This is a genomic window from Pseudoalteromonas sp. P1-8 (assembly GCF_001399985.1).
In the GTDB taxonomy this organism is placed as follows: Bacteria; Pseudomonadota; Gammaproteobacteria; order Enterobacterales; family Alteromonadaceae; genus Pseudoalteromonas.
The window spans coordinates 107,988-120,965 of record NZ_LJSO01000004.1 but is presented as its reverse complement, the minus strand read 5'-3'; the positions used below and the strand labels follow the sequence as shown (position 1 = coordinate 120,965).

Here is a 12,978-nt window from a genome sequence, read left to right as displayed (position 1 = left end):
ATAAGAATTAAGGTACAGCTATGCGTCGTTCAATTATCGCTTTATCAATTACTTTAGGTGTTGCTTTTAGTGCACCTATGCATGCTGAGGGTTGGCAATCAGATGTTATCGGGGTCACGCAGTCACAGCTTTCGCCCAGCTACTGGCTAGCACAAGGTGCATCGGCAAAAGTGATCATGACTGAGGCGCAAATTGCGGCCTTCAACGAGAAATTAATTAAAGAAAATAAATACATTGTTGATCCTCTTTCATTTCAAAAATCGCTCACTAAAGACGAGCTAACAAGCGCCATTCATTCAGCAAGTTCAATTCCAAAAAGCCCGCGCTTTTTTACCGATGGCCGACAACTCACCGCGAAAGACTTTGCTAAATATCAGGCTAATTTAAACCTTAACAAGGTCGTAGATAACAATGAGGTACGCTTTGCTGTGGTCGTTAAGCGCACCGCATTACGTACTTTTCCAACTTGGGATCGGGTTTTAAATAGCGGCCTTGATCAAGACTTAGATCGCTTTCAAGAAAGCGGTATGTTTCCGGGCGAAGCGGTTGCTGTATTACATCAAAGCGCAGATAAAAAATGGTTGTTAGTACGTGCTTACAACTATCTTGCGTGGACGCCTGCCGAAGATCTTGCCTTTGCTGATGCAGATAAAATAAAAGCTTATCGCGAACAAGATAACTTTTTGGTGGTAACCGGTGCAAAGGTCAATACTGCTTATGTGCCAAACGATGAAACCCTCTCAGAAGTTCAGCTCGATATGGGAGTACGCTTACCATTAGTTGATAGTGAGCAAGTACCGTATTTGCTCAACGGCCAAAACAGCTATGCTAGCCATGTTGTACAGTTACCTACCCGCGATGAGCAAGGCAAACTTGTTATTAAACCTGCAATGATAAGTAAAACTGCCGATGTAAATTTAGGCTACCTAGACTACAACGAGCAGAATCTGATTAGACAAGGCTTTAAGTTTTTAGGCGAGCGCTATGGTTGGGGCCATGATTACAATGGCCGTGACTGTACTGGCTTTGTTGGTGAAATTTATAAGAGCTTTGGCCTACTAATGCCGCGTAATTCAGGACAGCAAGGCAGTAGTGAATACGGGAAAAATAGTCGTTTTGATAAAAATACTGCGGCAGATGATAAGTTACCGACGGTTAAAAATATGGCGATTGGCGATCTAATTTATATTCCGGGTCATGTAATGATGTACTTAGGAGAGCATCATGGTGAGCCTTATGTTATTCATGACGTTAAAGGCTTAGGTTATAACAAAGGCGATGGCAGTTTTTATAATAGTGCCTTGAATGGGGTGTCGGTCACACCATTATTGCCACTTAGATTATCTCAAGAAACCAGCTACTTAGATCGTGTTTATAACATTAAGCGTATTCGCTAGAGGCCATTATGAAAATTAAAGCTGTTCGCTTTGCAAAGCTCAAAGTGCCATTAGTTACCCCATTTAAAACAGCACTGAGAGAAGTGAGTTTTATTGAGGATTTAGTGGTTTTAATCGACACCGAATGTGGCCAAATTGGCTATGGCTCTGCGGCTTCAACACCGGTTATTACAGGCGATACCCATCAAGGAATGATCGCGGTCATTCAGCAGTTTATTGCCCCTAAATTAGTGGGGCAAGAAATCGAAAACATTAATCAGCTTACCCACATTATTCAATCTACGGTGGTTGGTAACAGTAGTGCAAAAGCGGCTTTGGAGTTAGCGGTTTACGACTTATGGGGCAAGCTCTATCAAGCGCCTTTATATAAGTTACTTGGCGGTGGTAAGTCAGCGCTAAAAACCGATATCACCATTAGCGTCGATAACATAGATAAAATGCTTAGTGACTGTCAGCGAGCGGTTGAGCAAGGCTTTGATGTATTAAAAATAAAAATCGGCAATAACCTTAATCAAGATATTGAACGTGTAAAAGCAATCCATGCAGGCTTTGCCGCTAAAACGCAGCTGCGTTTAGATGTAAACCAAGGCTGGAATGCCAAGCAAACTGTGTTTGCACTACAGCAACTTGAGCAAGCAGGCGTGGTATTAGAGTTGGTTGAGCAGCCAGTAAAAAGCAGTGATATTCAAGGGCTCAAATATATTACTGAGCGAGTGAATACCCCGATTATGGCCGATGAAAGCGCCTTTTCACCGAAGCAAGTGATCCAACTTTTAGAGCTTGGCGCAGTTGATATTATCAATATTAAATTAATGAAAACGGGCGGCTTAAGCCGAGCAATTGAGATTGCTAATATCACAGCCCAATACCAAGCAGAGTGTATGATTGGTTGTATGCTAGAGGGCAGTATTGCCGTAGCTGGTGCTGCACATTTAGCCTCTGCCAAAGCGAAGAAAATCAGTAAAATCGATTTAGATGGCCCAGCCCTTGGTCAGTATGACCCAGTGCAAGGGGGCGTTGAATTTAGCGGTCCACAAATACGCTTATCGGATGCCCCGGGTCTTGGCATTGAATCAATAACGGGGCTTGAACCAATTACAAACGGAGTATGGCCAGCATGAAAAAATTAGTCAGTTTTATTGCAGTTATGAGTTTATCGGCTTGTGCCAGCAAAGAGTTACCTAAACCTGTTATTGATAACAGTCATCAACAGCTCGTGGTGGTGGTGGCCAATGATAGTGATGCCATTGATGCCACCTTGTATCGCTTTGAAAAAACCGCTGGCAGCTGGCAACAACAAGGTCAGCAACACGCGGTGGTACTAGGTCGTACTGGCCTTGCATGGGGAGTGGGGCTGCATCCTGCACAGCCAGGTCAGCAAAAACAAGAAGGCGATGGTAAAGCACCTGCGGGTATTTTTGAGCTTGGTACTGCTTTTGGTTATTTAGATTCATTACAAACGAACCTCAGTTATCAAGCAATGACAGCAAATGATTATTGTATTGATGTGAAAGGCTCACCGTTTTACAACCAGTTGGTTGATAAAGCACAAGTAGGTGAAGACGCCGTAAAAGACTCTTCAGAATGGATGCGTCGTGATATTTACAGTCAAGATAACCTTTATAAAAAAGGCATTGTTGTTAAGCATAACCCAAGCAATATCAATGGTGCGGGCAGTTGTATCTTTATGCATTTATGGCGGGCACCAAGTAAGCCAACAGCAGGTTGTACAGCAATGACAGAAAGCGATATGGATGCGTTACTTGCTTGGTTAGATGAGCGTAAAAAACCGTTATTAGTCAGCTTGACCAAAGCGCAATATCAACAAAAGCAAAGTCAGTGGCAATTACCTAACTTAGCTAAATAAAAATAATAAAATAAAAGTATTTTAATTTTGTCATAATGGTGGAATAATATATTCCATTGAGGTTTGGGTTAGGATAATAAATGAGTGCAAATTACGCTTTTCTCGATTGGCTAGTATTCGCAAGTTACGGTGCAATTTTATTGTTAAGTGGCTGGTGGTTTAATCGCAAACGCGCTAACTCAAGCCAAGATTTTTTTCTAGGCGGAAATAGCATGCCAACTTGGATGGTGGCTATTTCTGTTTTAGCCACTTCGCAATCAGCGGCAACGTTTATTGGTGGACCAGATCAAGGCTATCAAGGTGATTTTTCATATATTGCGACCAATATCGGTGCGTTTATTGCGGCATTTATTGTATCGGCGTTTTTAATTCCAAAGTTTTACCAGCAAAAAGTGTATACCGTTTACGAACTGCTTGAAAAACGTATCGGGCCAAAGGCCAAGCGCCGTAGCGGCATGATGTATTTATTTGGCCGTGTGTTTGCCAGTGGCGCCCGTTTGTATATGGCCGCTATTGCTGTGGCGATGATTCTATATGGCAATATCGATGCCGACAGTGTGGTTATCGCAACTTTAGTACTGGCGCTTGCAGGTCTGCTTTATACCTTTTTGGGTGGCATTCGCAGCGTTATTTATTCTGATGTACTGCAAAGTATCGTTTATGTCAGTGCGGCTATTGCGGTTATCTGGTGCTTGCTGAGTGTTATTCCGGCTGATTTCTCAACCATAATTGCAACTTTGAGTGAGCCAAGTCCTGGTGCAGACTCAAAACTCGCGCTGTTTAAATTTGATTTAGATTTTGGCCCGTCAGGGGTCTTTAACATGGCCTCTGTGTTAACGGGGTTTGTGCTGTTAAATATCGCCGCATTTGGTTTAGACCAAGATATGACGCAGCGCTTATTAACCTGTAAAAGTCCAAAAGAAGGCAGTAAAGCGTTATTACTATCGGTAGTGATGGTGATCCCAGTTATGGCTATTTTTATCTTTATTGGTTTGCTGCTTTATATTGTTTATCAGCAACCTGCACTAATGAATAACGAAGCTGGGCAAACGGTCGTACAAGAATTTAACGGCGAAAAAATCACTATCTTTATGTACTACGTATTAAACGAAGTACCAGCCGGGGTTAAAGGTTTAGTCAGCGTGGGTATTATTGCAGCTGCTATTTCTACTTTGAACTCTGGGCTTAGTTCGATGTCTTCAGTCATCGTACAAGATATCTATCGCCCGTATTTAGAAAAACATAACAAGCAAGTAAGCGATCATCACTTTGTAAAAGCGGGTCGTGTGGGTATGGCACTAGTGAGCCTTGCCTTAGCGCTGATGGCTATTCTTTGTTATTTCTGGCAGCAATACAGTGATATGCCATTATTAAAATTTGCGCTAAGTGTAATGGTATTTTCGTACAGCGGTTTGCTAGGTGTGTATTTTACTACCTTGTTTACCAAACGAGGCAGTGAAGGCTCAGTGTTAGCAGCGCTAATAGCGGGCTTTATGGTGACCTTACTAATGCAGCCGTACATGATTGACTGGTTACTACCCGAATCAATGCGCTTTTACTTAGGATTTACTTGGCAGCTATGCATAGGTACATTGCTCGCAACATTGGTGTGTTGCCTTGGTAAAGCGGCAGACGAGAAGAGTGCGTAAATGGCTGTACGCTATGTTTTAGCCATCGATGGTGGTGGCACCAAAGTGTTAGCAGAGCTAAAAGAGCAGGTAAGTGGCGCTACTTTTCGTGCCCAAGCGGGTTCGGCATCAATTTCGAATGATCTTGATTTAGCGTTAGAAAACATTGTTAAAGTAACCCGTGATGTTTGCCAGCAAAGTGGCGCTGAGCCTAGTGAAATCGTCACCGTTATGGGTGTTGCTGGTGGCTCATCGCAGAGCCTCGCTGAGCAATTAACAGTGATGCTCAAGCTGATTTACGAAATAGAATTTGCCAGTTTGCAAATTACCAGTGATGCAATTACGTCATTATATGGTGCTAATCTTGGTGAACCATGTGTGGTTATTGCACTTGGCACCGGTGCCGTCGGCGCAAGATTAAACGCTCAAAAGCAAACTAAGCTGGTGAGTGGCTGGGGTTTTACCGTTGATGATTTTGGCGGTGGTGCGCGTATCGGCCTGATGGCTGTGCAGCAATTATTAAACGATATAGATATTTACGATTTACCAAAAAGCCGATTAACGATTCGTTTGAGTGAGCAGCTAGGATGCACTCGTCAAACAATTAGTCGTTGGCTTAAACAAGCAAAACCCGCGGATTATGCAGCATTTAGCCCGTTGGTGTTTAGCTTACAAAACGACTGTGAGGCGGCAAAAGCGGTATTAACAGAGCACACCCAATCGGTGGTTAGGTTAATAAATAAAAGCCGAGGTAACTCGCCGTTACCGGTGATTTTAATTGGTGGTTTGGCGAAAGTTAGCCAACCGTTATTGCCACTTGCCTTACAAAACGAATTATCTCCTTGTAAGGGAGATTCATTAACTGGTGCCGCCATTTTAGCGGTAAAGCATTACCATGACATTATTGAAAAAGGACAACCCAATGAGCCCTGAGCACGTCTTTAAGCAACAACGTGAGTTACTCGAAGAGTTAAACGGTATTGTCTCTGAAGGACAAAACCCTGACACTTTGGATATCGATCTGCTCAGCTCCACTGAGATCCTCACTAAAATCAATAATGAAGATCACAAAGTAGCGGGTGCCGTGAAACTTGTGATCCCACAAATTAGTGAAGCTGTCGATCATGTCGTTGAAGCATTTCAACAAGGTGGCAGGTTAATATACATTGGTGCTGGCACCAGTGGTCGTTTGGGTATTTTGGATGCGGTTGAATGTGCACCTACTTATAGCGTAAGCGATCAGCAAGTGCTCGGTATTATTGCTGGTGGTGACACCGCGGTTAAAAAAGCCGTAGAAGGCGCTGAAGATAGCACCACGTTTGCTATTGAAGACTTAAAAAATGCTAATTTAACCAGTAAAGATGTCGTGGTTGGCATTGCCGCCAGCGGTCGAACTCCTTATGTTTGCTCGGCAATTGAATACGCTAAATCACTTGGTTGTGTCACTGTGGGTGTCACTTGCAATCCTGATTCAGCGGTGATGCGTTTACCACAAATCGGCATTTGCCCCGTGGTGGGTGCAGAAGCTGTAACTGGCTCTACACGTATGAAATCGGGCACGGCACAGAAGCTGGTGTTGAATATGCTAAGCACAGCTAGCATGATCCGCACAGGCAAGGTGTATAAAAACCTGATGGTTGATGTGAATGCCAGTAACGAAAAACTGCACGCTCGTGCTATTCGTATTGTGATGCAAGCAACAGAGTGTTCTCAGCAGCAAGCTGTGGATGCATTAAAGCAAGCTGAGCAAAGTGCCAAACTAGCAATTTTAATTGTGTTAACTGGAAAACCAGCCCCTGAAGCAAAACAGTTATTGTCAAAAGCGGGTGGCTTTTTACGTAAGGCGGTTGAAGAATAATGCGTTTTTTAGCTGTTTTAGTTCTTAGTTGTTTTGCGCTTTTAGGTTGCCAAGAAACACCTGCACAAGCGCCTAAAAATGCACAGCCTTTACAGGTGGGCGCGGCCAATTTTCAAGCTTATTTACCTGCATTAACAGGGAAAAGTGTTGGCTTGGTAGTTAATCAAACATCAGTTGTGAATGGTCAACATTTGGTTGATGCATTACTTGAGAAAGGCGTTGTCGTTAGCAAAATATTTGCCCCAGAGCATGGCTTTCGCGGCGACCATGACGCCGGTGCTCACGTTAAAAGCACAGTAGATGCTAAAACCGGCATTGATGTTGTGTCGATATATGGCAGTAATAAAAAGCCAAGCCCTGAGATGCTTGCAGATCTAGACGTCATTATTTTTGATATTCAAGATGTCGGTGTGCGTTTTTACACTTATATCAGTTCAATGCACTATGTGATGGAAGCCGCCGCTGAAAATGGTAAAGAGGTTGTAGTACTCGATAGACCTAACCCGAATATAGCCTATGTAGATGGGCCTATCCTTGACCCACAATTTCGCTCATTTGTGGGCATGCACGAAATTCCTGTTTTACACGGTATGACAGTGGCTGAGCTTGCTCAGATGATCAAAGGCGAAGGTTGGATAAATGACGCTGATAAGCTTGAGCTAAGTGTCGTGCCTGTTGAGAATTATGACCGCACTATGGCTTATGAGCTACCAATAAAGCCAAGTCCTAACTTACCAAATGCCCAATCAATTGCGCTGTATCCATCATTGTGTTTCTTTGAAGCTACGCCTGTGACTATTGGCCGGGGCACTGATTTTCCGTTTCAAGTTGTTGGTTACTCGCCAGTTAAACTCGGCGAATTTAGCTTTACGCCAAGGGCGATTAAAGGCGCTTCAATGCACCCTAAATTCAAAGGGGTCGAAGTATTTGGTCAAGACTTACGAGATGCTGATATTCACGGCCTAGATTTAAGCTTGTTTATTTCGGCTTATCAAAAGCTAAATGCGAATGATCATACGTTTTTTGAACGTGCTGATTTTATGGATAAACTTGCAGGGACTGATAAATTGCGTTTAGCCATTGAAGAAGGCCAAACAGAGCAACAAATAAAGCAAAGCTGGCAAGCCGATTTAAGTGCTTATAAACGCAAGCGCTCCCCGTATTTGCTTTATCAATAATAACTAGATAACTAGATAACTAGATAACTAGATAACTAGATAACTAGATAAATAAGAACGAGGCGCTTGCCTCGTTTTTTTATGCCTATAAAAAGCTATGTTATATTCATGAACTTGATTTGTAAGGATATACCATGAAAGTTCATTTAATTGCTGCATTTACATTACTTGCTGGCTGCTCACAACTCCCAAACAGTACAACAAGTAACTCAACCGATGTACTTGACCTTCGGGATGATAAAAACGCAGCAGAGCAGTTGTGGATGCTTAAACACGCAACAAAGCCCAGTTACCCTAAAGCAGCAGAAATTGCCAAACAGACGGGCTGTGCGCGCTTTATTATTACTATTGATAAACAAGGTAATACCACCGATATCCGTTTTGTAGAGAGCTTCCCTGAAGGGCTATTTGTCGATGTGTCGCGAAAGTCGCTTAAAACTTGGCACTGGCAGGCAAGGGAAAGCAACAGCGAATCGAGAGCGATTATTCGAACTGTGCAACTCGACTACTTTATGAAAGAAGCGAGTAATATGGATGCCGCAAAAGCATTTTGTACAATTTAAGTTTTTACTGTTTTTAAGGCATAAAAAAGGGCCGCTATAGCGGCCCCCAACAGGATTGATAAACTTAGAACTTGAAGTTAACTGAAAGCTGTAAACTACGAGGGTTATAGTAACTGCGTGATTCACCAAAGTTGTCATACTGAGCGTACGGGTTTTTGTTGAACCCTGTTTGTCTATTGAAGACATTAAATAAATCTGCGCGGAATTGTAATTCCATATCACCTGAGAACTTAAAGTCTTGGGTATAGTTTAAGTCAAGTTGCCAGTGGCTTGCTGTTCTTCGAGAACCAGCAGGTTCTGCATAGCGACTCACATGACTTGAAGCGTATCCGTATTGTGTACCATCCCATGCTTCCCAAGCCTGACCAGATTGGAATACAAAGTAAGCACCAATGTTTGCTTCCCATGGCACAGTGTAGTAACCATACACTTTGACTTTATGCGGTTTATCTCCAGATAGTGTTCCGTAGCGGTTATCCCATGAGTAACGACCGCGACCATCACCATAGTATGATGAGCCAATAAAGTTATTAGCATCATTACTTGTTGTGGTATTGTCTTGGTCGAAGTTACCGTAGTAATGGCTCCAAACATAAGAAGCATTGATGTAGCTATTTTCACCTAGGTACTCAGCTTCGATGCTAGCTTCCCAATATTTAGTCTCGCCACCATCTACTTCAGCAATAACATAAGATGAACCGCCAATTTCATCGCGGATTTCGGCTAGGTTATCTACATATAAACCTTTATCTGCTATGTGTTGTGGTACACCATCAGCATCAACGCCAGAGTAGTCAGTTAAACGTGCTGTGTTTGGCATATCTTCCCAAAAGTGCATACCTTTACGGTGACGTACGTGAGCACGTAGCACTAAGTCAGAACCCACATATTTAGTGGTACCAAGTGTGAACTCATTGATACGACGAGGTTTCATTCCTTCTTGGAATGCTTTACCTGAAGAACCGCGTCGAGGCGATGCTGAAAGAATATTACCCGAATCATCAAGCAGTAACTCAATTTCCGAACGTGTGTTTCGATCCCAAGATGCTGCACGCGCTAATGAGCTTGCTTCAGGGTTATAAATAGCAAAATTCGCAAATACTGAGTCTTCCTCAGAATAGGTCCAAGTTGCACCTAAACGCGGTTGAAGCATATCAGACCAATCTGTTTTATACATTTCATACTTATGGCCTGGAGCTAGCTCATAACCTGATATTGTTCCTGATTTTTCTTTTAAGCCTTGTCCGTACCAAGTATCTTGGCTCACAAGTAGACCGATATTATAAGTCCAATCACCATGTTCAATAGTATCGTTTATTTCGAAATTGAGGCTACGCATTTCTGAATTGATACCAGAGACTGTGCTCCCATCAGTTGCTAGACTCATTTGCTGTACATGTGCTCTATATATAGCGTCGGCAGGGTCAAAACCTTCAGTGTCTGCATCAGGATCGACTAAACCGCCTAGGTAAGAGATGCGCCCCCAACCATTTGATAAACGAGTAATCTGCTCTTCACCTTCTTCCCATTTTGCGCCTAAGTGTAGTGTGTGGTAAGTGTCACCCCAGTTAAACTCATGCTCTAAATTAATTTCAAAAGAGTCTCTGTAAAAGTTTTGGTTATCATATTGGGCGTAAGCACCAACACCACCTTCACCTTTCATTACACCATCTTCTAAGTAACCATAAGCATTGATTAATGCTGTAGCTCCCGCATTATAAGAAGCTATTTGCTCTTCTGTGAAAGCACCTTCAGAATCATATTCTCTTAGGTTTGGAACAGAAAAATAACCCATTTGAGTAAGGTTATTGATATCTACTTGGCTAGATAATGATGGAATAACGCTTAACTCAGTATCTGGTTTCGAGCCTGTTTCCAATTCAAATTTACTGTATTGAAATGATAGAGTAGTTGCAGAGCCTAAAATCCAAGAGCCATCTAAAGTAAAGATATCTTGGTCAGCTTTACTACCTACAGATACACTGTCAGTTTCGTAAGCGCCAATTGAATCACCTTTAACTTCTTTGTCAGATGTACGCTGTGAAATATTAATTAAAATATCGTCTGTAGGTGCCCAGGTTAATTTACCAAAGTATTCATCGCGGATACTTTCATAGTCCTTCACATCACCGTAAGCGGTAGCTTTGTTCGCTTTAGTTTCTTCTGGGCGATAATAAGAGGTATAGAAATATAAGGTATCTTCAATAAGCGGACCGCCTAAGCTTGCTGTTAACCAGCTTTTATCAAGCTCATAGCTTTCTTCGCCCACAGGTGTTGCAACAAAGCTTTTAGGTTGTACCTTGTATTCAACATTACCGTGGAACTCGTCAGTACCCGATTTTGATACTGTGTTGATTGAGAAGCCGCCTGAGCGGTTAAAACCTACCGCTTTTGCACCACCGCGGTCCATAGTTACGTAAGCAACGTCATGGGTTGATGGCTCTGATGCTAAGTTACCAAACATTGGCATTGAAACATTTACACCATCAAAGCCGTAGGAGTTATCAACCCCTGAACCACCTGCAGATGGACCTAAGACTGTATTTGCCGAAAGCTCAACACCTGGTACAAGTTTTAATAGGTCACGGTAATCTTGACCAACTGGTACGCTATTGATTGCTTCTTCACCAAGTGAGTTAGTCAGTGCAGACTTACCTTGGCGGAATAATTTACTGCCGGTAACCGTGATGACTTCAACGTTTTCGTTAGCACCACCCATAGTGACGTTTAGGCTCGAAGTTTGTTCAAGTAAAACATCTACAGTCATAGTTTGAGTTACACCGTTTTTATCGGTGAAAGTCAGTTCATAAGTACCTGGTTTTAATTGTGGTAAGTCGTAGCTGCCGTCTTCTCGCGTAACAACAGTACGTGGTTTTGGCATCACATTACTTTTTGCTGTAACAGTGATCCCTGCCAGTGACTGCTGTGCTTCTGGTGATGATACCTTACCTTTGATCCCCCCGGTTAGATTTGCAAAGGCTGGCGCGCTGGCGAGTGCCGCGGCCATAACAACACCTGTAAAGGCTGTTTTCTTTGCGCGAAGTGCATTGCTAGTCGCTTTTGCTATATAGCTCATTGCGAGTGTGGATGCATGTTGTTTCATTGTTTCCCGTCCTTATATTTATATGCTTTGCTGGACTACTTACCCAATTGAGACTTATGAACTTTAAAATTATGTTGCCCATATATTAAACAGGTGTTATTTAAGTTGGTCAAGAATATTTTTTCATTTAAAGGTTAGTTTTTAGGAATAAAATATATAACCGATTTTAGGTAAAGATCAGTAATGACTTGCTTTAACGGAGTGCTAATTTATTCTTACTACAATTTTGTAAGAAATTATGACTTTAAAGTCAGTCGCTTATCGCAATTGTTTGGTAGTTTAGAGGAGAGAGGGGATTGTTAAACTGCATCCTAAATTAGGCATAAAAAAAGCAGCCTGAGCTGCTTTAAAGTATTTATATAACCTTATTGAAGAAATTAGTTATTCTTAAATTCGCCAACAACTTCATTAGAATGTTCTAGTAACTTACGACCTTGGCGGCTCGACTGCGTTAAGGCAATAAACAAAATATCAATGACAAAATCTTGCGCCGTACGCGCTAAAATCGATGATAAACGCACAGACTCGCCTTCAGCAACCGAGTAAAGTTTTACATCAGCCGAGTCGGCAACAAGGCTACTACCAAATTTAGTCACTGAGATCACCGAGCTTGAATTTTTCTTAGCTTGTTTAACAACTTCGGCAATTTCGCGAGTCATACCTGACTCACTTATCGCGATAACCAAATCACCTTTTGAAAACGTCGCAACATACGCAAGTTGTGCATGGCCATCTGGCTCTGCAATAGCAGGCATACCGAGTTTTTGTAATTTATAAGAAAAATCTTTTGCAACCAGTGCTGAGCCACCTAAACCACAAATTAAAATGCGCTTTGCAGATTTTAATAGCTCTACCGCTTTTTCGACAGCTGGTGCTTCGTTGAGGTTTTTGGTTTCGGTTAACACCGCCAATTTACTGCTTAATAGTTTTTCGGCGATTTGCTCTAGCGAGTCATTCAGAGTGATCTTGCCATGTAGCTTAGGTTCGCTGCTTTCATCGTTAAGGGCATCAATGACCGCAAGTTTAAAAGCAGGGAAGCCTTTATAACCTAACTTTTGCGAAAACTTCACCACACTTGATTGGCTTACACCAACCACTTTTGCTAGTTCAACCGATGATAAATTACGAATCGCATTCGCTGAATTTAACGTAAAGTCAGCAAGCTTAGCTTCGCTGCTCGATAGAGATTGGCGTAAGGCTTTAATTTTTACAAAAGTAGACATAGGGCTCACTTTGTTTGCTTAACTTAGTCAAAGCGCAAAGCGATGGTTCTATTATAAACACAGGGCTTGGGCGCATTGTTTGCTTAACACGACGACTTATTTTTGTTTTAGCAGACCTAAGTTTGGAATATTTTTCTTAATTTAGATGGAATAATATAGTT

Annotated in this window: 10 protein-coding genes; 8 read left to right on the top strand and 2 right to left on the bottom strand. The window is 42.2% G+C overall.

Going from position 1 to position 12,978, the window contains the following annotated elements:
• The first annotated feature begins 20 nt into the window (after positions 1 to 20).
• The 8 genes from AN213_RS07450 (at position 21) to AN213_RS07415 (ending at position 8,491) form a co-directional block, all read left to right on the top strand.
• On the top strand, positions 21 to 1,397 hold the full coding sequence (locus AN213_RS07450; protein ID WP_055022038.1) for an SH3 domain-containing protein: 1,377 nt from the start codon (positions 21 to 23) through the stop codon (positions 1,395 to 1,397).
• An 8-nt stretch (positions 1,398 to 1,405) separates the two neighbouring features.
• A complete protein-coding gene (locus AN213_RS07445; RefSeq protein ID WP_055022037.1) occupies positions 1,406 to 2,518 on the top strand; it encodes a dipeptide epimerase in 1,113 nt (370 codons plus the stop codon).
• A complete protein-coding gene (locus AN213_RS07440; protein ID WP_082423010.1) occupies positions 2,515 to 3,264 on the top strand; it encodes a L,D-transpeptidase in 750 nt (249 codons plus the stop codon). The genes AN213_RS07445 and AN213_RS07440 overlap by 4 nt, the downstream gene beginning before the upstream one ends.
• An 80-nt stretch (positions 3,265 to 3,344) precedes the next feature.
• Entirely contained in the window at positions 3,345 to 4,913 is a 1,569-nt protein-coding gene (locus AN213_RS07435) for a sodium:solute symporter (protein ID WP_055022035.1), read from the top strand.
• Positions 4,914 to 5,825, top strand: a complete 912-nt coding sequence (locus AN213_RS07430; protein WP_055022034.1) for a BadF/BadG/BcrA/BcrD ATPase family protein — start codon at positions 4,914 to 4,916, stop codon at positions 5,823 to 5,825. It begins immediately after the preceding gene.
• Complete coding sequence (gene murQ / locus AN213_RS07425; RefSeq protein WP_375185674.1) at positions 5,788 to 6,750, top strand: N-acetylmuramic acid 6-phosphate etherase; 963 nt, start codon at positions 5,788 to 5,790, stop codon at positions 6,748 to 6,750. The genes AN213_RS07430 and murQ overlap by 38 nt, the downstream gene beginning before the upstream one ends.
• The gene (locus AN213_RS07420) at positions 6,750 to 7,928 is read left to right on the top strand and encodes an exo-beta-N-acetylmuramidase NamZ domain-containing protein (protein ID WP_055022033.1); all 1,179 of its coding nucleotides are present in this window, start codon (positions 6,750 to 6,752) and stop codon (positions 7,926 to 7,928) included. Before murQ ends, AN213_RS07420 begins: the two co-directional genes overlap by 1 nt.
• 134 nt (positions 7,929 to 8,062) lie before the next feature.
• Positions 8,063 to 8,491 carry an energy transducer TonB gene (locus AN213_RS07415; RefSeq protein ID WP_055022032.1) on the top strand — a complete coding sequence of 143 codons (429 nt, stop codon included), beginning with the start codon at positions 8,063 to 8,065 and terminating at the stop codon, positions 8,489 to 8,491.
• 64 nt (positions 8,492 to 8,555) lie between these two features.
• Here AN213_RS07415 and AN213_RS07410 read toward each other — a convergent pair whose 3' ends face one another.
• Positions 8,556 to 11,594 (bottom strand): TonB-dependent receptor, encoded by a 3,039-nt coding sequence (locus tag AN213_RS07410; RefSeq protein ID WP_055022031.1) that lies wholly within the window; start codon positions 11,592 to 11,594, stop codon positions 8,556 to 8,558.
• Between the two features lie 377 nt (positions 11,595 to 11,971).
• A complete protein-coding gene (locus AN213_RS07405) occupies positions 11,972 to 12,817 on the bottom strand; it encodes a MurR/RpiR family transcriptional regulator (protein WP_054560797.1) in 846 nt (281 codons plus the stop codon).
• Positions 12,818 to 12,978 lie beyond the last annotated feature (161 nt).